The organism is Flavobacterium microcysteis (assembly GCF_006385255.1).
Lineage (GTDB): Bacteria > Bacteroidota > Bacteroidia > Flavobacteriales > Flavobacteriaceae > Flavobacterium > Flavobacterium microcysteis.
The window spans coordinates 692,081-712,492 of sequence record NZ_VFJE01000056.1 but is presented as its reverse complement, the minus strand read 5'-3'; the positions used below and the strand labels follow the sequence as shown (position 1 = coordinate 712,492).

Below are 20,412 nucleotides of genomic sequence, written 5' to 3'. Positions count from 1 at the left end.
TAGACTATAGTAAAAAAAGCATATCTATTTCAATTTGTTTCTATCAATTCTAAATTTTTTCTAAATTGAGATTTATCTTTATATAAAAAAGATGAAACAATTAAATAAAGTAGCTCCTATTACCCTCTTATTCTGGCTAATGAAGGTGGTAGCTACAACTTTAGGAGAAACGCTGGGTGATTTTATTTCAATGACTCTTAATTATGGCTATGTAGTAGGCATAATGATTACTTTGGTCATTTTTATCGTTGCCTTATTGATACAGCTTAATGCCAGTGAGTATAAACCTTTGCAATATTGGCTCGTCATCATTGGAACAACCACTCTAGGCACTGAGATTTCAGATTTTATTGACCGGTCGCTACATCTGGGCTATCTTTTTGGCAGCATATTCTTAGCTACTTGCCTAGTCGCTACTTTAGTGGTTTGGTACAAAAAGTATAATTCTTTAGAGGTCTATCCTATTGTAGAAAGAAACAAAGAGTTGTTGTTCTGGACAGCAGTCTTGTTTTCCAATAGTCTGGGAACTGCTTTTGGTGATTTTTTAAGTGATAATTTAGGATTGAGTTATATGTATGGCGCATTAGTAACCGGCATCATAATTCTTGTGGTAGTTGTATTGCATTATTTTACCAAACTTAATCATATACCGCTATTCTGGATAGCTTTTATTTTTACAAGGCCATTTGGTGCAACCTTTGGTGATTTTCTGACAAAGCCAATAGCAAAAGGAGGACTTGAGCTTGGCACACTCCAATCATCTCTGGTTTCAATTTTTATCATGGCTATAATGATTGCTATAGCCCAGAAGAAAGCAACAGCAAAATCATCATAGTAATAATTCATTTTTAAGCTATATCGTTTATTCAAAAGGTTGACAAACTGCTGTCTGACTAAAAAATCGGCAACTACGGCAACACAATTTTTATTATAAAGAAATTTAAAATCATTTATTATGTGGTGGATTTACGCAATACTATCGGCAATTTTCGCTTCTCTTACGGCAATCTTTGCCAAATTAGGGATAGCCAATATTAATTCAAATCTTGCAACCGGGATACGAACGATTGTTATAGTAATAATGATCTGGAGTATTGTGTTGGCAAGAGGCGAAGCAAAAGGGATTAGCACTTTGTCAAAACAAAATATTATTTTCCTAATCATTTCAGGAATAGCAACAGGTTTATCCTGGCTATTTTATTTCAAAGCTTTACAATTGGGAAATGTATCACAGGTAGCAACGGTTGATAAGCTAAGTGTAGCCCTTACAATTATTATGGCTGTCATATTTTTAGGAGAAGCACTGACTCTAAAAACTCTAATAGGAGCTGCTTTTATTATTGCAGGAACACTTATCTTGATTGTGAAGTAAGTATTACAGTAAGTAAGCAATAAATCAAAACAAAAAACGGATTATAAGCCCGATTTTTATCATAGTCCAATATCCTATTTACTTTTATTTTCAAGCTACTTTTTTAACTGCTTGAACCATTCGGCTTTCTAACCAATGACCATCCCGCTACCGCCAACCACCTTAATTCCTTCTGGAAACTCTTTCCAAAAACGAATGTAGCGACACTTGCTTTCAAAGGCTTCTTTATGATAGCTTCCCTGCAATTCTATTGTCAACGTGATGACTGCCAAATCACCCAACAAATTCAGGTTCTCAATCTTAGGAACAAGTTTATTAATTTTTATGTTGCCACTACGGTAAGTCTGCAAATCCATTTCTTTGGTAATCACATCTCCGTTCGGAATAACAAAAAGTAGGTCTTCATGCAATAGCTCATCTAGCATTACTATATCACTTTCCTGAATAGCTTTATAAAGCTTATTTTCCTGATTTAAAATTTCGGTTTTTGTCATCTTTTTAGATTATCACAAGTTTTATCTGATTTTTAGCGTATCTCTATACTTTTCAAAATCAATAGAATTTCAATTAGCAATTTACGTTCCCTGACCCGGTTGACTCTTTCTAAAATTTTAATTTGTTTAGAAAGCTTTTCCGTGTCATTAAGATTGATTCTATCCATAAAAGTACAAAAGAAGGATAGAAATTGACATAGAGGATACTAAAATATATTTCCGATTTTGCCAAAAAACAAAAACCTCGCTACTATAAAATCATTGCCTGAAATTGCAGAAGAAAACAGAATCTGGCTCACAAGACCAGGTTCGCCGATTTTAACGACTTGTAAGCATATAATCAATTCCCTTTTTCAGTATTGTATTTTACAAAATTATGTAAGACATTTAAAAACTAATTTTTTATAAAATTTACAATGAAAAAAGGAATTCTTTTACTCGCATTAACATCAATTATATTCTCTTGCAACAAGAAATCTGAAGGCGATCAGAATAAGGAAATAGAAACAGAACAAGTTTCCGAAAAAAAAGACCAACCTGAAACAGCAAAAAAATTCAATATTGAAGACATCGCTTTTTCGAACGCTAGTATAGGTGATTTTCCATTTTTCACTTTGCCTCAGGGACTTAAAGAGCAGAATAAACCGCTGGAGAAAAAATTTGATGTTTGCTATTTCCCTATTGACGGCATAATGATCCCATTTGAAGGTCGCCTCTATAAATCAAATATAGTCTCTAAGCCTGGAGAAGAATTTTCACAAAGGTATTTCGAAAAGAGTATAGAAGATTATCTTACTTCAGTGGGTGCGATAAAGGTTTTTGATGGAAAAATTTCCTCCGAAGAATATGACCGATACAACAAACAGGACCCTAATAAAGGTGATGAAGGAGATATTGGTTATACAGACGAACAAATTAAATTTTATGTTATCCGTACCAAAGACAAAGGAAATATCTATGTTCAGTTTTCCGCAAATAATGCCTCAGGAAAGCTTAATATACTTCAGGAAGAAGCATTTAAGCAAACTATAACAAAGATTACTGCTGATGAAATAGCAAAAGACTTAGCCGAAAAAGGCAAATCAATTCTATACATTAATTTTGATATAGATAAATCTACAATTTCACCTGACGGTAAGGAAATAGTAAAGGAAATCGCAGGGGCCTTAAAAGAAAATCCTTCTTTAAGAATTGCCATAGAAGGACATACTGACAACTCCGGTAATGCTGCCCATAATAAAAAATTATCCGATGATCGTGCCAAAGCTGTTCTATCAACCTTAACAACACAAGGAATTGATAAATCAAGACTGTCGGCAGAAGGCTTTGGATCAGAACGTCCATTAGCTCCAAACGATTCGGAAGGTAATAAAGCCAAAAACAGACGAGTAGAACTGGTTAAGATAAAATAAGAATTGGAACATCTACAAAATTGTAATTGTTGACAACACTAATGATTTTGTAGATGCCAATACAGAATACTATTTTGTTGTTACGCAACAACATCAATACGCTTATTACTCTTTGCCGTTTCCCTTCCCCATTCTGAAATAGCTTTGAGTAATGGGATTAATGTTTCCCCAAATTCAGTCAACTCATATTCTACTTTTAATGGCGGTTTGCTGGTATGAACGGTACGTTTAATTAAACCGTCTTCTTCCAATTCTTTTAACTGGAGACTGATGGTACGTTCTGTAACCATTGGCAGTTCTTTTCTCAATTCGTTATAGCGTAATTTCCTAATCAGATGGATCAGGATTACAGCTTTCCATTTCCCCCCAATATATTTCATGGTAAGGCTGGTGGTACAAGGATATTTTTTGTCGTCTATGCAATACATTTTATACTATCTATTTTGACCGTTATTGCAAAGTTATTTAACTATACTTAGTTTTGCAACTATAAAATATATAGTATAAAAAAGATAAAAAATTATGAACTTCTTAGACCTTGCGAAAAGCAGATACACTACAAAAAGTTATAACCCAAATAAAAGGGCTACTGAACAAACCATTACAGAATTAAAAGAGATTTTGAGTTTAAGTCCTTCTTCGATTAACAGCCAGCCATGGAAATTTATCTTTATTTCCGATGAGAGACTTAAAAGCGAACTGGCAAGCGTTTCTTATTTCAACCAGCAAAAAATCAATGAGGCAAGCCATCTGGTTGTTTTTAGTGTGATTGATGACATTCAGCAATTTGAAAATCAAATCAAGCAAAATTTACCGGAAGGTTCTGTAAATTATTACAACCAGTTTTTAAAACCAAAGCCGGAAGCAGAAATCAAATCGTGGTTGGAACACCAGGTTTATCTGTCGCTTGGATTTTTCCTTTCGGCATGTGCCAGCATGAATATTGACAGTTCACCCATGGAAGGTATCAAGAATGAAGAGTATGGCAAAATACTACAATTGGATGGTTATAAAGCGCTGTTTGCTGTTGCGATAGGCTCTAGAAATCCGGAAGATTCCAACCAGCCTTCAATTAAAGCGAAGTCTCGTTTACCTCTGGAACAGACAATACAATCTTTTTAATCTATTAGGATGCCAAAAAAACCAGGCTGCTCATTGATATAAGCAGCCTGTAATTTTTATTCGATTTACTCAAACATACTGTATTTTTTCGGTTTCAATCCGATATGCTTTTCAAAAAGGCGTGTAAAGTGGCTTAGGTTGGTAAATCCTAATTGGTAGCCTACTTCAGAAACAGACAGCTTTTCGTCTTTCAGCAAACGTGCAGCTTCTTTCATTCTAAACTCTTGATAATAGTTAAAAATACTATTCCCAAAAACCTGCTTAAATAAACGTTTCAGTTTGGTCGGACTCATATTCGCTTCAGCAGACAATTCATTAATAACTGGCGGAATATCCAGATGTTCCAAAATCTGTTCTCTTATGGTATATAAGATTCGGATATCGTTACCATTCAAAGCATAAAGTTGGTTTTCTTCTCTCTTTTCCAATTCCATCAGCAACCTACAAATAAGTTCTTCGGTCTTAATCCTAAGAAAATACAGTTCAAAAGTTCCAAACGTCGTGCTCATTAAAATTTCATCTACAATTTTTTGCAAAGCAGGCTGGATTAACTGCTCAAACAACAAAGGCTGTGTATTTTGCAAGAGTTGCTGTAAGACAGTAGATTTTCCAGATAAATTTAATAGGCCATCTAAATAGCCTGCCGATACTTCAATATTGATGGTTGCGGTATTCGTATGGACAGGAATATGGGAGCCTGCCCTTCTTGTGGCAATTAAAGCAGTAGGTAGAACGGATGGTTTTTCTGCCGATATTTTTTCGGTTTTGGGAAAGATGCCCTGAAACTTAAAAAGAAGCATTTTCCCAACACTATCGCTATCGGGATCTTCGAGTATTAATTCTTCTTTTAATTCATAATCGAGCAGAAGCAAGCGTATATTTTCGTTCAGGATATATCCGGCACAGTAGCCTTTCCCAAATTTTTCAGGAATTATAACTTTATTACCTATCATTTCGGTATTCAGCAAGTCTGCAAATTTCTTTAGGACATGGGGCACTGTTACCGACAATGGTGTTTTATTTAATTCCATATACGACTATTTTAATGTCAAATATAACTATTTCACCCCTAAAAGACACTGTAATTTTGTCCTATACTAAAGAATAAAATTATGTTATTAGAAAATAAAAAAGTCGCTATCATCGGTGCAGGACCTGTCGGGCTGACTATGGCAATCTTACTACAGCAGAAAGATATTAATGTAACCGTGTATGAAAGAGACAAGAATGCGCAAGCTAGAATTTGGGGCGGCACACTCGACCTTCATAAAAATTCAGGGCAAGAAACCATGAAAAAAGCTGGCTTGTTGCAGACTTACTATGACCTGGCATTACCAATGGGAATAACTTTTGCTAATGAAAAAGGCATTGTTTTGTCTACAATACAACCTACTGCTGAAAATCAGTATGACAATCCGGAGATAAACAGAAATGTGTTAAGGACTATGTTATTGGAAAGTCTGAAAGACAACACCGTTGTTTGGGACAGAAAGCTAATCGAAATGAAACCTGAAAATGATAAATGGCTTTTGCATTTTGAGAACCAACCTACCGCTGATGCTGATGTAGTAATTGTTTCCAATGGCGGAATGTCTAAAGTACGAAGCTATGTTTCTGATGCCGAAACCGAAGAAACAGGAACCTTTATTATACAAGGTGATATTGACAATCCTGAAATAAATTGTCCTGAGTTTTTTCAGTTATGTAACGGCAACAGACTTATGACAGCGCATCAGGGAAATCTATTGGTTGCCAATCCATCCAATAATGGCGCATTGAGCTACGGCATTATTTTCAAAACACCAGAACAGTTCAGCCTGGATTTTCAAAATATACAGAGTATAACCGAATTCCTTTTGGAACGATTTTCAGATTGGGACGAACAATACAAAAAACTAATCCGTTCCACTTCTTTTTTTGTAGGTTTACCTACACGAAAATTTCCTTTAAATCAGCCCTGGAAAAATAACCGCCCATTACCAATAACATTGATTGGTGATGCCGCCCATCTGATGCCTCCTTTTGCTGGACAAGGTGTAAATACCGGACTTATTGATGCCTTGATTTTATCTGACAATCTTACTAATGGAAAGTTTGAAACAATAGAATTTGCCATTAACGATTATGAGCAAAAGATGTTTATTTATGCCGGAGAAGCACAATCGGAATCTGAAATAAACGAAATAGAAATGCGTAATCCGGATTTTTCTTTTCAGACACTTATGTTATAAATTAAAGGCTGGCAGATAATCACTGTCAGCCTTTTTATATTGAAATAGTACAGTTGCTTAATTTCCCCATGTAAGATAACTGCTTCCATAAGTAAAACCGGCTCCAAAAGCGGTTAGAAAAATCCTGTCGCCTTGTTTGAAATCATTTTTGAAATCCCAAAGACAAAGCGGTATAGTTGCAGCGGTTGTATTGCCATATCGCTGTATGTTCACTTTTACTTTAGACATGGGTACTTTCAAATTGTCTGCAACGGCATTAATAATTCGCAGGTTTGCCTGATGCGGTATTATCCAGTCAATAGCATCCGCATCAAAACCATTTTTCATCAATAGCTCATCACAACTGCTTGTCATACCCGAAATCGCATTTTTAAAAACGGTACGACCGTCTTGCTTCACATAATGCAAGTTTTCATGTAGCGATATATCTCCTACCGGCTGTAAAGATCCTCCTGCGGGAATTGATAAAAAATCATTTCCAGTTCCATCTGTCTTAAAAATAAAATCATGCAGGCCGTAATTTGATGATGGTTCTAATAAAACGGCTCCTGCCCCATCTCCAAAAAGAATACACGTATTCCGGTCAGTATAATCAACAATCCTGCTCATGGTATCGGCTCCAACAACAAGAACTTTTTTAAATCTTCTTGATTCTATAAACGCAGCTCCAACAGATAGTGCATACAGGAAACCGCTACAGGCAGCATTAATATCCAATCCCCATGCATTCCGCAGTCCTGCTTTTGTGCATACTATGGGTGCTGTTGGCGCCAGAAGTTTATCTGGTGTTGAAGTTGCCAGAAGAACGCAATCTATTTCTTCAGCCTTTACGGAATATTCTGCAAGCAATTCTGTTATTGCAGCGGCAGCCATATCTGATGTTGCTTTCTGCTTGTCTGCAAGAATTCTTCGTTCTTTGATTCCTGTTCGGGCAACAATCCATTCATCTGAAGTATCTACCAATTTTTCAAGTTGGAAATTGTCCAATATGGTATCGGGAACATAGCCACCCACAGCCGTAATGGCCGCTTTAATTTCTTGGCTCATATAACTAATCCTTATTTATTGATGTAGGCATCTTATTTTCATCAATAGCAACAAACGTAAAGTTACCACTGATTGCCTTTTCACGGTTTTCAGAATACATATCCTCTACGAAAATCTCAACATGAACCTGAAGACTTGTCTTTCCGATATATTTTACCTTACCAATCAGTTCGGCAATAGTTCCCGCAGGTATTGGCCTTTTGAAGTCAATACGATCACTGCTAACGGTCACAACACGCTGCCTGCTAAATCGGGTAGCTGTGATAAATGCGACCTCATCCATAAGCTGCATCGCAGTTCCTCCAAACAGCGTGTCATAATGGTTTGTCGTATTAGGAAATACAGCCTTAAAAATGTGCGTTTCCGATTGCTTGATTTTTTCATCTAATGTCATAATACTTACTTGTTCAATGCTTAAAGTGAATAATTGTTTTTTGTATTATAAAACAAAGGCGCAGTAAACTACAGGCAAATATTGGTTTAGCTCGGTTGATGTTTTGTCATTGCCAATGAATAATACACTCCATATCCTAAAAAGAATACAGAATAATCCCTAGAGACAGCAATGTGATTGAAAAGAGAAATACGCCAGGATGTAATGATCCCATGCAAATCAAACCAATAGCTTCAATCGCGAAAGCTTTGTCAATACAGTGAAGGCAGGTCTCCTGACTTATGATATTTTTACCGCCCTTCCCATCTGCGAGGGCAGACAGTGGACATTAAGGGTAAAAACTTTGCATCATTTACAGTTGCGCGACAGCTCGTGATTCACACACGATTCCCTTTTAATTTCAGCTTTCGCCAAAAACCAATACTATTTGAAAATAAATATCTTCAGAATTATCGAACAAAGATAAGGTAAGATTAGTATTGCGGCAATAAACCCTATTATATAGAAAAGTTAAATTATTCCTCCTTACCAAAGGCTGAATTCATTATTTTTACCCCATAGAAACCACAATTTATATATTTTGAGATCCACTCTTAAATTTATAGTAGCTTAACATCAGCCTTATAACCGCAGGCTGATTATTCTTTCGTTTGGGTAACCCTACCCAAGCCGGTTTTTCATTTAATCATATTATTCATTATTGCATTGCTCCCAAAAGCAATGGCATTTGCTATTTCAGTTTTTGATAGTTCTTATCCATCCTGAAACGCCGTGAATAGTATGCAACAAATTCAAAAAGAATATTAAGCGCTACTATAATGACAAGAGAATATATATGGGAGGTAAAAGTCAAGAACACTCCCCTTTTAAAAAGAAAATGCAATCGTTGCACTAATGACGACTTCATCTGCAGTGAGAAATTCAGGATGAACGCTCAAAAAAAGAATATTGACGTGTGGCTGATTTACCGATGTGTAAAATGTGATAGCACCTACAATTTGTCACTATTTTTCCGAACCAAGCCGGAATTGATACAAAAGGATTTATTCCATAAATTTTCAGAAAACAATACCGAAGCAGCCTGGCAGTATGCTTTTTCTCAGGAAGCCAAACGAAAAAACAATGTCGAATTTGATTTTGGAAGTGTAGAATACGACCTACTGCACGACAATCTTTCGATAGAGGATATTTTAGGCTTTGAAAGTGAAACTATACAATTCAGAATCAAATATCCTTTGGACTTCAACCTGAAACTATCGACTGTTATTAGAACAGCTTTAAATATTTCTGCGAACAAACTAAACCAGTTAATTGAAGCAGAAGTATTTTCTGTTAACGGAAAATTTTTAGAGAAAAAGCATAAGGTCAGAAACGGAGATATTGTTTGTGTATATCGAGACAAATTGAAAATATAACCTTTTAAAAAAGTATAGATGCCACAAATAATCTAATATTTGTGGCATTTATTCTTACTACTATTTTTTCTAAAGGCAGACAATCATTATCTTTAAAATAAAAATGCACAAACACAAGCTTGTTTTCAGATCTGCTACATTTCCAAAATCAATAAACGTTAGTAAAGAAGAACTGACTTCTATAATAAAAGAAGACACTACCATTTTTGAATATTTTGGCGAAATGGTTGACAGACCGCAGAATTATGAATTTTATGCAGAGTTGGGTGACCTTATTGATGAAATCAGCATTATCATGTTTTATTTTGATACGGATAACGAAATCATCTACTCCGAAACAGATCCCAAGCAGTATGCAACCGAACTTTTAAAACTGCAAAATATTCGTATACTTTCAGATGGTAAAGATGTTGATGTGTTTTTGGAATTAAATTAAGGCTGCCGAACCCGTTTTATTGTATTTGTTTTTATATTCCAATGGCGACAATCCTGTAATTTTTCTAAACACTTCACGAAAAGCCTTTACATCAGCATAACCAACTTCATACATCACTTCATTGATTGTTTTGCGGGAAGTTTCGAGTTCCTTTTTTGCCGATTCTATTTTTACCCGCTGAAGGTATTCAACCGGCGTATTACCCGTAGCTTTTATAAACCTGCGGTCAAAATTTCTTCGCCCAACCGTAAATTTACTGGAAAGCTCTTCCATCGATATTTTCTCCGTAAAGTTCTTCTCAATATATTCTTGTGCTTTTACGACTACTTCGTCACCATGTGTTTTCTGTCCATTAAAAATCACAAAATCCGATTGCGTCTGCCTATCCAGATCAATCTGGAAAACCTTGGAGCAATAAATGGCCGTTTGCCTGTCATAGTATTTTTCAACCAGATAAATAATAAGATTCAGGAAAGAATATCCGCCGCCATTAGTGTAAATACCCTGTTCATCTGTAATGAGTTTTTCTGCTTTCAGGTTTACTTTAGGAAACAACTGTTTAAAATTTGCAGCTGCATTCCAATGGATAGAACAGCTCTTTTTATCCAACAGTCCGGTTGAAGCCAATATATAGGCTCCTGTGCACATACTTGCTACCTCAGCTCCTTTTTTATAATGCTCCAATATCCAATCAACCAGCAGAACATTTCCGCCTTCTACTTTTTTAAAAGCAGCCAATATTGCAGGAATAATAATCAGATCCGTCTTTTCAATAGAATTTATTTCTTTTTGAGGCATAACAGACAACAACCCATTTACAAAATTGGATTGCCCTGAAACACCCGCCAGTTCAATTGTAAATACCGGATTTTTATTCTGCCGAATGCAATAGTTATTGGCCTCCGTAAAAATATGATAGGCTCCTATAATGCAGGATAGCGTGTTGGGACCTGTCTGTATATCGGGTACTAATACGGTAAGATGTTTCATCTGGCAAGATTTAAAAATTTAAATTGTAACTTCATAGCTCTTACAAAGTTAAGAAAGCATTTTGTCCAAATCAACCTCTTATAAAGTCTATTTCACACCCTGCTTAGATGATTTCTTGTCAATACCTTTGAATTGAACAATAAAAAACAATCAATACTAAACGAATCATGAAACAAGAAAATTTTACAACATCATTTATCGTGGATGCCACACCACAAAAAGTATTTGATGCAATTAACAATGTACGAGGATGGTGGTCAGAAAATATCGAAGGCCCAACAGACGAACTTAACGGCGAGTTTTCCTATCATTATATGGATGTACACCGTTGCCGTATAAAAGTTACGGAAATGAAAGCCAACACTGAAGTGATATGGCATGTGCTTGATAATAATTTTAAGTTTACCAAAGATAAAAGCGAGTGGAAAAACACTCATATCATTTTTGATATTACTGAAAAGAACGGTAAGACCGAAATGAAATTTACGCATCAAGGACTGGTTCCAACCTATGAATGCTATCAGGTTTGCCATGATGCATGGACTTACTATATACAAGAAAGCCTAAAAATGCTTATCGAAACTGGCAAAGGTCAGCCTACGCCTAAGGAAAGCGAATCGACAACCTCAACTCCAGCAAAGCAAAATAACAATCCATCCGACACAAAAAGCATTTATCACAAGCTGTTGATAAAAGCACCTTTAGAAAAAGTCTATCAGGCGCTTACTACTCAGGAAGGATTGGCAGGTTGGTGGACACCAGACACGATTGCAAAACCCGAAGTAGGAAGTATTTTAAGATTTGGATTTGGTCCCGACTATTTCAAACAAATGGAGGTTCTCGAACTAAAGCCGTACAGTTTTATAAAGTGGAAGTGCATCAAAGCTTTTGAAGATTGGATTGGCACTACACTCACTTTTGAATTAGAAGCCCATCAAAAAGGATGTACATTATTATTCCATCATGATGGCTGGGAAGCTTATACTCCGGAAATGGCATCATGCAGTTTTGACTGGGCGTTATTTTTCAGAAGCTTGAAATTTCTTTGCGAAACCGGTAAGGGATTTCCTTATCCGGATTTTGATAAGTAATCTAGCGGTTTTGTAGCGGATAATTATTTTCTCGCAAAGGCGCAAAGGCGCTAAGCAATTAGTATAAAAACAGGAACGGCGGAGTATTCACTTCCGCCGTTCTTATTTTTCCAAAAAGATATTTTTATAATTAAGCAGATGCTTTCTTACCGAATATTTTTTTTATTGCAGTTACCAAAACAACTACTATAATTCCAACAACCAAGCCAATAGCAAATTCCTTAACCATTGATGGTATTGTAGGAAACAATTCATGCAGGAAATGTACATTATGTACAAAAATACCTCCAGCTACCAGAATTAAAGCAATCGTACCTACTACAGCCAAACCTTTAATAATCAAAGGCAATGACTTCACAAGCAACGTACCTATTGAAAACATTAAAGATTTTTCTTTTGAACGTCGGATCAGATTGTAACCTGCATCATCCATACGAACAATTAGTGTAACAATACCGTACACCCCAACAGTTGCTATAAGTGCCACTGCTGAAACCGTAATTATCTGTACAGTCAATGGCTCTGTCAGCACGCTTCCCAAAGCAATAATTACAATTTCAACCGAAAGTATAAAATCTGTAGTTACAGCAGATCTAACCTTAGTCTTTTCAGCCTCCATATCATCTCGAACCTCTTCAACAGCCGGTGCGTGATCAGCTGTTTTACGGTGAAAAAGATATTCAACAATTTTCTCTACACCTTCATAAGCTAGAAAAGCTCCACCCAACATCAGGATAATTATAATAGCTATAGGAAGAAAGGCATTTAACAGCAGAGCTATCGGTACAATAATCACTTTGTTCAACAGCGAACCTTTGGTAATTGCCCATAGAACAGGGATTTCTCTGGAAGCTAAAAAGCCGGTAGCTTTTTCTGCATTTACTGCCAAATCATCGCCCAAAATCCCGGCGGTTTTCTTTGTTGCTAACTTTGTAGTCATCGCTACATCGTCCATAAGTAGCGCTATATCATCTAAAACGGCAAAAATACCTGAAGCCATATTTTTTTAATTAATTAGGCCGCAAATTAGACAATCGGACGATGTCCTACAATAGTTGAGATAATTTTAATTTAATAAAAAAGTCGAAGGTTGAAAAGTGGAAAGTCAAAAGGCTACCCAGAATATCTTCACTATCAACTTTCCTCTTTCCACTTTTCAACCTTCGACTTTCCACTATAACTTATAATTATATCCTATTTGAAGAAGGTAAGGCAGCGTCGGTTTTGTTTTAAAATCTTCAGACACGATGCTTCCCAATTTCAAATAAATTTCCTGGTTTTTAAAAGTATATCCGCCCTGTATTGCATAATAAAAGTTTCCGCCCGTAGCCGGTTCATACCAACCGTCTTTTACATCGGGAAAGATTTCCCTGTATTTGTCAGTATGTTTAAAATGGGTGACTATGGCCTTATCAAAACCTACTTCGGCTCCAACAAACCATCGTTTCTCATAATATCCTATAACACCTGACATGTCCAGACCAAAATTGGAGAGTCGAACATTTTCATTTCCAAATCGCCTGAAAATACCCTGCGCTTTTGTAGAAAATTGAAACTTCCCTAATTTTATCCACCGTACGTTTCCGCCAATTTTTGACTTGAAATCATCTAAAAGTTTGTCTCCTGACGGAATAGAGAATTCTACATTGGCAATGACCGGAAATAATTTGCTATCAAATTTATATCCATAGCCAACTCCGTAAATAATTCCATATTCTGCACCGATATTGGCAGAAAAAATATGTTTTTCATTGTCTTTGAGGCTTTGCCAATTGACCGTTTGGGCCTGGATGAAATTGGATATCAATCCAAAAATCAACAGGCAGGCATAGTGCTTACTATTTTTCATTGTTTTTTGTTTAAAGGCTATTGATATAGTTTATGATTTGAGGTTTTGTCTGTGCATTCCATTCCTGCGTATTGGTAATGATGCCGTCATGCCCTACTCCATTTATTTTTACAACTTCAACATTGGCATAATGCCTAGTTATTTTTTGAGCCCAAGAATCATGATAAGCCCTGTTCCTTCCGCTATAAAAGAAAAGTGTAGGAATAGTGTAATTTTCAAGACCTTTTGAAAAATCAATATGATAAGAATCCCCAACACTAAAAAGAGCATCCATAATGACTGCCCCACTTCTCCAGCTAGCGCTTGGATCAAAATCGCCTTCTCCTGTGATATCATTTTTTGAAGCCATCATGGTCGCTTTATAATCAAGTATCTCATGTTGGTCTTCTTTACCCGTAATAAATTGATCCAGATAGGTAGCATCATTCAATAGTTCGCTCCATAATTTAAACGACCTTGATTCTTTGACATAATCTTCAATTTCTTTCCATTTCAGTCCTCCCGGTTCGCAAAGAATAAGCCCTTGCGCCTTATCAGGATGTTTGCCCACATAACCTGAAGCTAAAATCGCTCCCCAAGAATGCCCCAGCAATATTACTTTTTGGTTTGGGATTTTGCGATAATGGTCAATGACAGCCGTAAGCTCATCATACATCAGATCAACTGCCCTCTCTTGGAGCGAAGTGTAGGATCGTTTTGGAAATCTTTGAGACAGACCGGAACCTCGCTGGTCATAAAATATGACACGATAGCCATTGTCTGCCAAATCTTTGCAGTTAAGAAGATAACGGTAATCGCCACCCGGGCCGCCATGAATAGCAATAATCATAGTAGCCTCTTCCGGACCAAAAGCTTCAGAATGCAGCCAGGCACCATTAGCATAGATTGCAGGTAAGGATGCATCTTGGGTTACTGTTTTAGGAACCAAATTTCCAGGTTCATCAATTGAAAGTTCTTCCCCACACGAAAAAAGCAGGGTGGCAGCAATCACGACGGCAATACCAAATGGATTTTTTTTTCTCAGACTTGTCATAATTTGTGAATTTAATTTTCACAAATATTGGCTATCTCAAAAAATGAAAGGTCGCAAAAGGACGATTGAGACCTAAAAAAATGCCTCTACAAGGCATTGATTTTAATAGGCTTATGAAGATCGATACTCATCCCTGAAGAATGAGACGTTGTGAAATTAGCTTTCCAGCTTTTTTTGATACTCACTCGGAGTCACATCAAAATATTTTTTAAAATTCCGGTTAAAGGAAGCCTTTGAATTAAACCCGCATTCATACGCAATGGCTATCAGAGTATATTGTTTGTTTTCTGGGTCTTCAAGCTTTTTTACAAATTCATCAACCCTTTTTTTATTGATAAGCTCGTAGAAATTCTTTTCTTCTTTCGAATTTATAACCTGTGAAAGATAGTTAGGATGCACATGCAGCATTTTTGCAAGCTCATTAAGCGTGAGGTTTGGATTGACATAAGGTTTTTCTTCATCCAATAGCTGTATCAGTCTGCTATGGATAGCGTCGATATTAGAATCTGTCAATCCAGAGTTTTTATATTTTTTTTCAGCTTCTTCAGAATTAACTTCCTTCTGGAAATAATCCGCCTCTATATTTTCATATACCAGATAATCATTCTCTGATAAATGCGGCTGATGGAAAACCTGCACCTGCTTTATCCCAAAGTAACCCAACCACAGAATAAAAAAAGTAGTAATCGCATATATAAAGCTGTCTTTCTGAATCACAAGAACAAAAAACCAGATAATGATAATCCAGATGATAAGATACAACAGCCAATTAAAATTGATTTTCTCGGTATTTGAGAATTGCTGCACCATGTTTTTTCGATACTTATATAAGATCCAAAGCGACAAGGAAACATAGATAATTCCTGATAGATATACACCATAAGATCGGATGAGCATTTCCACTCCATATCCTTCTCCTTCATGAATAACAATACCCAAACGTTCCGAAAATGGAGCCATATAAAACGATGCAAATAGCAGATTTCCTAACACAAGCGGCAAAAAATGAAGGTAATCATGTAGCAAAAATGGACTCTGAGAAGTCTGCTGTTTTATGTAGAGATATAAAAAGGGACCATGAGCCAATGGCAAAGTTGTACCAAAAACCACAAACGATGGAAACTCTTGATATTGTTGGGTTAGTAGAAGATAATAGGCCGTTAGATTAAGTCCTAATACGCACAACCAGGCGGACAGGATAAAGTCTGCTGCATTTTTGTTTTTCTTTGTGATTAATAGGAATGACAAAAAAAAAGCAAGAAAAATTCCTAAAAGATAAAGCATCATTACTTCCTGGTTTTATTTATTGCCTATCAAGGCTTTGCTGCTGCCTCACAAAATTAAAGATTAGTTGTAACAAAAAACTCCGTTGCTTAAAAAACTTCCAAAACGGCAACATTTTAGCTTAAAACGAAATATTTTACAACGATTTAACATTAATTAAAACTTTTTTCCTACGTTTGTATTCCCAAATCTAATATTAATTATGAACAAAACTACCTTATTAGGAATGTTGTGCCTATTTGTTATGGGCATAACTCAAGGTCAGGTTGTGTCAGAAAACAAGTCCCCACTTGAAAAAGCGCAACACTATCTTAAAGAAAAAGGAGAAGTAGTCTTCACTTTCCAAGCCCAATCCAAAGAACAATTTAAAGAACTGGCTCGTTTCTTGTCTATCAGTCACAAGATAGTCGATCAAAACGATTTGAAAGTCGAAGCATATGCCAATCCGGAGCAATTCAAAAAATTCCAAACGTATGGTCTTCCGTTCGAAGTCAGCGTTTCTGAAAACGAATTTATTGCCGACGAATACCTTACTTACGGAACATCAGCTTGGGATGATACCTGGAATGCATACCCTAAATATTCAGAGTATGTTGCTAAAATGCAATATTGGGCCAACACTTATCCTAATTTATGCAAGCTTCAGAGTATTGGTACAACTCCAAACGGGAGAACGTTGTATGTCATGAAAATTTCTGACAATGCACAAGTCGATGAGGCTGAGGCTGAATTCCTTTATACTTCTTCAATGCATGGAGATGAAATTACAGGATTCCCAACCATGATGCGTCTTATTGATTATCTGCTGACAGGCTATGCTACAAACAGCGAAATCAGCAACATTGTCAACAATACCGAAATCTTTATCTGTCCGTTGGCAAATCCTGACGGATCTTATAAAACAGCCGGAAACGACACTATGAATTCTGCCGGAAATACGGCTACCAGAGCCAATTCTGCTGGAGTCGATCTTAACAGAAACTACCCTGACGCTATCGACGGGTTACACCCTGACGGTTATGCTTACCAACCTGAAACGCTTGCGTTTATGGAATTTGAGAAAACCCGAAATTTTGTACTGGCAGCCAACTATCATGGTGGTGTGGAAGTAGTAAATTTCCCTTGGGATACTTCAACTACGCCAGGCACGGCCAATTTCAGCATCCATCCACACGACAACTATTTCAAGTTTGTCTCAAAAGAATATGCACAGCTTTGCCAAACGGCAGACGGAAATGCCAACTATATGGACGATGTCATCAACAGCGGGCAATTTCCTGGAACAACAAACGGTGCTGCATGGTATTCAGTTTATGGCGGAAGACAGGACTGGAACAATTTCTTTAACCATAACAAAGAAATGACCATCGAAATTTCAGCTACGAAGTTCCCAGCTGCTGCTAACCTTCCGTTCTATTGGGATAGAAACAGACAGGCACTTCTTAATTATATGAAACAGGCCAACTACGGTTTAAAAGGAACCGTAAAAAACAGTGCTGGTGAAGCTGTAGATACAAAAGTATACATCAACGGCACTGACCTAATGGGATCCTGGGTAAAAACAGGCCCACTTGGAGACTACTACAAAGTGATGATCGCAGGAACCTACAATGTGACTTTTGAAGCTCCGGGTTATATCAGCCAGACACAAAGCGTGACTGTTGCTAACAATGCGGCAACAGTACTCAACGTTACAATGGTGCCAAGCACTACAATTCCAACTGCAGACGACAAGACAATTTGCGAAGGACAAACTGCCGCACTGACAGCTACCGGAACAGGAACCATCAGATGGTATGCAGACAACACGACTACAACAGTACTTGCTACAGGTACTTCCTATACAACTCCGGCACTAAGCGCAAACAGATCGTATTATGTAGAGCGCGAAACACCAGAAACCGTAGGCCCTGCAACAGTTGCAGGAGGTGGTACGGTAAACAATACAACTGCTAGAAACAGGTATATGATTTTTAGCGCTACGATTCCATCGAAATTAAAAACCGTGACTATTAATTCAAGTGCCGCAGGAGATATGATGGTGGAACTTCAAAACAGCGCGGGAACAATGCTGGAGTCTAAGGTGGTAAAATTGGCAGCATCAGGAACTCAGGAAATTGATTTGAATTTCTTTGTCCCAGCAGAAAATAACATGAGATTGGTTGTAAGAGAAATTTCAGGATTCAATATCTATAGAGCCAATTCCGGAATCACCTACCCTTATACTAATGGAGTAATATCAATTACAGCCAATAGCGGAGCCGGAACATTCTTTCCTTTCTTTAACTGGAAATTCCAAACTTTTAAAAGTGTAAGAGATGAAGTTATCGTAACTGTAAAACCAAATCCGGCTATCACTACGATTACTCCAAATACAAAAGTAAGAGGTGAAGTGGGCTTTACCTTAACCGTAAACGGTACCAACTTTGTCAATGGTGAATCCATAATCAATTGGAATGGTACAAACAAAACAACAACTTTTGTGAGTGCAACACAATTGACTGCGTCAATTCTTGCTTCAGAAATTGCTACAAGCGGCACGGTTGAAGTAAAAGTGTTCAATACTTGCAACAACTTTTCAACGGCAGCGACAAACTTTACCATTACTGCACCAACTTCTACTACATGGAACGGAAGCTCATGGTCAAACGGAACTCCAACAGCCAGCCTTGATGCTATCATTAATGGAAATTTCTCCTCAGGTACTAACGGCTCGTTTACCTCAAAGAGTCTAACCTTAAATTCAGGTTTTACACTAACTGTAAATACCGGAACCAGCCTGACAATAAGCAATGCGATTACAAACAATGCGGGAGCAGCAAATTTCATCGTAGAAAGCAATGCCAACCTAATCCAGACAAACAGTGCTGTAAATACAGGTTTGATTACCGTGAAAAGAAACAGCGCTCCTTTATATCGTTCTGACTATACTTTATGGTCTTCACCGGTAAGCGGTCAAAACTTACGCAATTTCTCGCCGGCAACACTAACAAACAGATTTTACATCTACAATCCTGTACTTGGAAATAATGGTAACTATGAAACCATCTATCCGGCACAAAACGAAAGCACTTATACCTTTGCACAAGCAAAAGGATACCTCATCAGAGTTCCGGATAATCATGTTTCTTATGTAAATTCATCAATTCCTGGAGTTGCTTACAATGGTGTTTTTGTCGGTATCCCTTACAATGGAAACTTTAGTTTTCCTCTTTCCAATGCCAACAATGGATTTAACCTTGTAGGAAACCCTTATCCTTCGGCTATCTCAATTTCCGGATTGTTTTCTTCGAACTCCAATGCCATTGACGGAACTGTTTGGTTCTGGAGAAAAAGAAACGGTGTTGCAGGAAGTGGTTATGCTACAACAACAGGATTGGGAATCACGAGCGCACAGCCTGAAGTAGCTTCTATGAATCCAAACGGAATCATCAGCAGCGGACAAGGATTTTTCGTAAAAGTGAAAAATGGCGCTACCCAATCTTCATTAAATTTCAACAATGGCTTCCGTTCGGCTGGTACAAATGGCGTATTTTTCAGAAATGGAAATTTCGACTCAGAAGATATCGAGAAACACAGAATGTGGTTAAACCTATCTAACGAAACAGATGTCATAGGCCAGACTTTACTTGGATATATGGCAGGCGCTACAGAAAGTGTTGATTATGGTATTGATGGAAAATATTTCAATGACAGCCCAATTGCACTAACTTCTTATATTGACAATTCAGAATATGCAATTCAAGGAAGAAGCTTACCGTTTTCTACAAATGATGTAGTTCCATTAAGTTTTAAAACCAATGTTTCTGGAAGCTACAGCATTTCTATCGACCATTTAGACGGGCTTTTTGAAGCAAACCAGGATATTTTCTTAAAAGATAATCAGACCGGACAAATCCATAACCTAAAAACAGCTGCGTATAATTTCACAACAGAATCCGGAAACTTTACCAACCGATTCGAGGTTGTATACAGAGCTGCTCTTGGTGTAAAAACTCCAACAATCAATCCAAACAGTATTGTCGTTTACAAGAAAAACGAAATGCTTTATATTGATTCAGGGAATTATATGATGGAAAAAATTGAGCTGTACGATGTAAGCGGAAGACTTATTTATTCCAAATCAGAAGTTGATGACACGAAAACCGTAATTTCAAACCTTTCGATTGCAAATCAGGTATTGCTGGTAAAAATCATTACCTCAGAAAACGGAACTGCAACCAAAAAGATTGTTTACTAATT

General features: G+C 37.0%; 19 protein-coding genes and 1 riboswitch. Of the genes, 9 read left to right on the top strand and 10 right to left on the bottom strand.

Annotation, left to right across the window (positions count from 1 at the left end):
* Positions 1 to 91: 91 nt before the first annotated feature.
* Positions 92 to 835 carry a COG4705 family protein gene (locus FJA49_RS16770; protein WP_140002371.1) on the top strand — a complete coding sequence of 248 codons (744 nt, stop codon included), beginning with the start codon at positions 92 to 94 and terminating at the stop codon, positions 833 to 835.
* 120 nt (positions 836 to 955) lie between these two features.
* Positions 956 to 1,372: an EamA family transporter gene (locus FJA49_RS16765; protein WP_140002369.1), complete on the top strand. Its 417-nt coding sequence runs from the start codon at positions 956 to 958 to the stop codon at positions 1,370 to 1,372.
* Between the two features lie 128 nt (positions 1,373 to 1,500).
* On the opposite strand, the gene FJA49_RS16760 is transcribed toward FJA49_RS16765, so the two are convergent.
* Positions 1,501 to 1,866 (bottom strand): nuclear transport factor 2 family protein, encoded by a 366-nt coding sequence (locus tag FJA49_RS16760; RefSeq protein ID WP_140002367.1) that lies wholly within the window; start codon positions 1,864 to 1,866, stop codon positions 1,501 to 1,503.
* 416 nt (positions 1,867 to 2,282) lie between these two features.
* Between FJA49_RS16760 and FJA49_RS16755 the strand changes: the two genes are divergently transcribed.
* Positions 2,283 to 3,278: an OmpA family protein gene (locus FJA49_RS16755; protein WP_140002365.1), complete on the top strand. Its 996-nt coding sequence runs from the start codon at positions 2,283 to 2,285 to the stop codon at positions 3,276 to 3,278.
* A gap of 80 nt (positions 3,279 to 3,358) precedes the next feature.
* On the opposite strand, the gene FJA49_RS16750 is transcribed toward FJA49_RS16755, so the two are convergent.
* On the bottom strand, positions 3,359 to 3,706 hold the full coding sequence (locus FJA49_RS16750; protein ID WP_140002363.1) for a winged helix-turn-helix transcriptional regulator: 348 nt from the start codon (positions 3,704 to 3,706) through the stop codon (positions 3,359 to 3,361).
* A 94-nt stretch (positions 3,707 to 3,800) separates the two neighbouring features.
* Between FJA49_RS16750 and FJA49_RS16745 the strand changes: the two genes are divergently transcribed.
* Positions 3,801 to 4,400, top strand: a complete 600-nt coding sequence (locus FJA49_RS16745) for a nitroreductase family protein (RefSeq protein WP_140002361.1) — start codon at positions 3,801 to 3,803, stop codon at positions 4,398 to 4,400.
* A 65-nt stretch (positions 4,401 to 4,465) separates the two neighbouring features.
* Here FJA49_RS16745 and FJA49_RS16740 read toward each other — a convergent pair whose 3' ends face one another.
* Entirely contained in the window at positions 4,466 to 5,431 is a 966-nt protein-coding gene (locus tag FJA49_RS16740; protein WP_140002359.1) for a helix-turn-helix domain-containing protein, read from the bottom strand.
* Between the two features lie 81 nt (positions 5,432 to 5,512).
* On the opposite strand from FJA49_RS16740, the gene FJA49_RS16735 reads away from it, so the two are divergent.
* The gene (locus FJA49_RS16735; protein ID WP_140002357.1) at positions 5,513 to 6,631 is read left to right on the top strand and encodes an FAD-dependent oxidoreductase; all 1,119 of its coding nucleotides are present in this window, start codon (positions 5,513 to 5,515) and stop codon (positions 6,629 to 6,631) included.
* A gap of 57 nt (positions 6,632 to 6,688) precedes the next feature.
* Here FJA49_RS16735 and FJA49_RS16730 read toward each other — a convergent pair whose 3' ends face one another.
* Both FJA49_RS16730 and FJA49_RS16725 read right to left on the bottom strand, forming a co-directional pair.
* Positions 6,689 to 7,678, bottom strand: coding sequence for a beta-ketoacyl-ACP synthase III (locus tag FJA49_RS16730; RefSeq protein ID WP_140002355.1), 990 nt, complete (start codon positions 7,676 to 7,678; stop codon positions 6,689 to 6,691).
* Positions 7,679 to 7,682: 4 nt separating this feature from the next.
* Positions 7,683 to 8,072, bottom strand: a complete 390-nt coding sequence (locus FJA49_RS16725) for an acyl-CoA thioesterase (RefSeq protein WP_140002353.1) — start codon at positions 8,070 to 8,072, stop codon at positions 7,683 to 7,685.
* Positions 8,073 to 8,319: 247 nt separating this feature from the next.
* A riboswitch (cobalamin riboswitch) is annotated at positions 8,320 to 8,509 on the bottom strand.
* 381 nt (positions 8,510 to 8,890) lie between these two features.
* On the opposite strand from FJA49_RS16725, the gene FJA49_RS16720 reads away from it, so the two are divergent.
* Together FJA49_RS16720 and FJA49_RS16715 are read left to right on the top strand one after the other, a co-directional pair.
* A complete protein-coding gene (locus tag FJA49_RS16720) occupies positions 8,891 to 9,487 on the top strand; it encodes a DUF1062 domain-containing protein (RefSeq protein WP_140002351.1) in 597 nt (198 codons plus the stop codon).
* A 103-nt stretch (positions 9,488 to 9,590) separates the two neighbouring features.
* On the top strand, positions 9,591 to 9,923 hold the full coding sequence (locus tag FJA49_RS16715) for a hypothetical protein (RefSeq protein WP_140002349.1): 333 nt from the start codon (positions 9,591 to 9,593) through the stop codon (positions 9,921 to 9,923).
* Here the strand turns inward: FJA49_RS16715 and FJA49_RS16710 are convergent.
* Positions 9,915 to 10,913 carry a GlxA family transcriptional regulator gene (locus tag FJA49_RS16710; protein WP_140002347.1) on the bottom strand — a complete coding sequence of 333 codons (999 nt, stop codon included), beginning with the start codon at positions 10,911 to 10,913 and terminating at the stop codon, positions 9,915 to 9,917. The two genes, FJA49_RS16715 and FJA49_RS16710, sit on opposite strands and share 9 nt — an antisense overlap.
* Positions 10,914 to 11,080: 167 nt before the next feature.
* Between FJA49_RS16710 and FJA49_RS16705 the strand changes: the two genes are divergently transcribed.
* Entirely contained in the window at positions 11,081 to 12,004 is a 924-nt protein-coding gene (locus tag FJA49_RS16705) for an SRPBCC family protein (protein WP_140002345.1), read from the top strand.
* Positions 12,005 to 12,134: 130 nt separating this feature from the next.
* On the opposite strand, the gene FJA49_RS16700 is transcribed toward FJA49_RS16705, so the two are convergent.
* From FJA49_RS16700 to FJA49_RS16685, 4 genes are all read right to left on the bottom strand, one after another.
* Positions 12,135 to 13,004, bottom strand: a complete 870-nt coding sequence (locus FJA49_RS16700; protein WP_140002343.1) for a DUF808 domain-containing protein — start codon at positions 13,002 to 13,004, stop codon at positions 12,135 to 12,137.
* 174 nt (positions 13,005 to 13,178) lie between these two features.
* A complete protein-coding gene (locus tag FJA49_RS16695) occupies positions 13,179 to 13,853 on the bottom strand; it encodes a hypothetical protein (protein WP_233590207.1) in 675 nt (224 codons plus the stop codon).
* Positions 13,854 to 13,863: 10 nt separating this feature from the next.
* Positions 13,864 to 14,886, bottom strand: a complete 1,023-nt coding sequence (locus FJA49_RS16690; RefSeq protein WP_140002341.1) for an alpha/beta hydrolase — start codon at positions 14,884 to 14,886, stop codon at positions 13,864 to 13,866.
* 156 nt (positions 14,887 to 15,042) lie between these two features.
* Positions 15,043 to 16,173, bottom strand: coding sequence for a helix-turn-helix domain-containing protein (locus tag FJA49_RS16685; protein ID WP_140002339.1), 1,131 nt, complete (start codon positions 16,171 to 16,173; stop codon positions 15,043 to 15,045).
* Positions 16,174 to 16,372: 199 nt separating this feature from the next.
* On the opposite strand from FJA49_RS16685, the gene FJA49_RS16680 reads away from it, so the two are divergent.
* The gene (locus tag FJA49_RS16680) at positions 16,373 to 20,410 is read left to right on the top strand and encodes a M14 family zinc carboxypeptidase (protein WP_140002337.1); all 4,038 of its coding nucleotides are present in this window, start codon (positions 16,373 to 16,375) and stop codon (positions 20,408 to 20,410) included.
* Positions 20,411 to 20,412 lie beyond the last annotated feature (2 nt).

Excerpts from the sequence above, each read along its gene's own strand:
- FJA49_RS16770 (WP_140002371.1), top strand. The coding sequence starts at position 92 with ATGAAACAATTAAATAAAGTAGCTCCTATTACCCTCTTATTCTGGCTA.
- FJA49_RS16765 (WP_140002369.1), top strand. The coding sequence starts at position 956 with ATGTGGTGGATTTACGCAATACTATCGGCAATTTTCGCTTCTCTTACG.
- FJA49_RS16760 (WP_140002367.1), bottom strand. The coding sequence starts at position 1,866 with ATGACAAAAACCGAAATTTTAAATCAGGAAAATAAGCTTTATAAAGCT.
- FJA49_RS16755 (WP_140002365.1), top strand. The coding sequence starts at position 2,283 with ATGAAAAAAGGAATTCTTTTACTCGCATTAACATCAATTATATTCTCT.
- FJA49_RS16750 (WP_140002363.1), bottom strand. The coding sequence starts at position 3,706 with ATGTATTGCATAGACGACAAAAAATATCCTTGTACCACCAGCCTTACC.
- FJA49_RS16745 (WP_140002361.1), top strand. The coding sequence starts at position 3,801 with ATGAACTTCTTAGACCTTGCGAAAAGCAGATACACTACAAAAAGTTAT.
- FJA49_RS16740 (WP_140002359.1), bottom strand. The coding sequence starts at position 5,431 with ATGGAATTAAATAAAACACCATTGTCGGTAACAGTGCCCCATGTCCTA.
- FJA49_RS16735 (WP_140002357.1), top strand. The coding sequence starts at position 5,513 with ATGTTATTAGAAAATAAAAAAGTCGCTATCATCGGTGCAGGACCTGTC.
- FJA49_RS16730 (WP_140002355.1), bottom strand. The coding sequence starts at position 7,678 with ATGAGCCAAGAAATTAAAGCGGCCATTACGGCTGTGGGTGGCTATGTT.
- FJA49_RS16725 (WP_140002353.1), bottom strand. The coding sequence starts at position 8,072 with ATGACATTAGATGAAAAAATCAAGCAATCGGAAACGCACATTTTTAAG.
- FJA49_RS16720 (WP_140002351.1), top strand. The coding sequence starts at position 8,891 with ATGACAAGAGAATATATATGGGAGGTAAAAGTCAAGAACACTCCCCTT.
- FJA49_RS16715 (WP_140002349.1), top strand. The coding sequence starts at position 9,591 with ATGCACAAACACAAGCTTGTTTTCAGATCTGCTACATTTCCAAAATCA.
- FJA49_RS16710 (WP_140002347.1), bottom strand. The coding sequence starts at position 10,913 with ATGAAACATCTTACCGTATTAGTACCCGATATACAGACAGGTCCCAAC.
- FJA49_RS16705 (WP_140002345.1), top strand. The coding sequence starts at position 11,081 with ATGAAACAAGAAAATTTTACAACATCATTTATCGTGGATGCCACACCA.
- FJA49_RS16700 (WP_140002343.1), bottom strand. The coding sequence starts at position 13,004 with ATGGCTTCAGGTATTTTTGCCGTTTTAGATGATATAGCGCTACTTATG.
- FJA49_RS16695 (WP_233590207.1), bottom strand. The coding sequence starts at position 13,853 with ATGAAAAATAGTAAGCACTATGCCTGCCTGTTGATTTTTGGATTGATA.
- FJA49_RS16690 (WP_140002341.1), bottom strand. The coding sequence starts at position 14,886 with ATGACAAGTCTGAGAAAAAAAAATCCATTTGGTATTGCCGTCGTGATT.
- FJA49_RS16685 (WP_140002339.1), bottom strand. The coding sequence starts at position 16,173 with ATGATGCTTTATCTTTTAGGAATTTTTCTTGCTTTTTTTTTGTCATTC.
- FJA49_RS16680 (WP_140002337.1), top strand. The coding sequence starts at position 16,373 with ATGAACAAAACTACCTTATTAGGAATGTTGTGCCTATTTGTTATGGGC.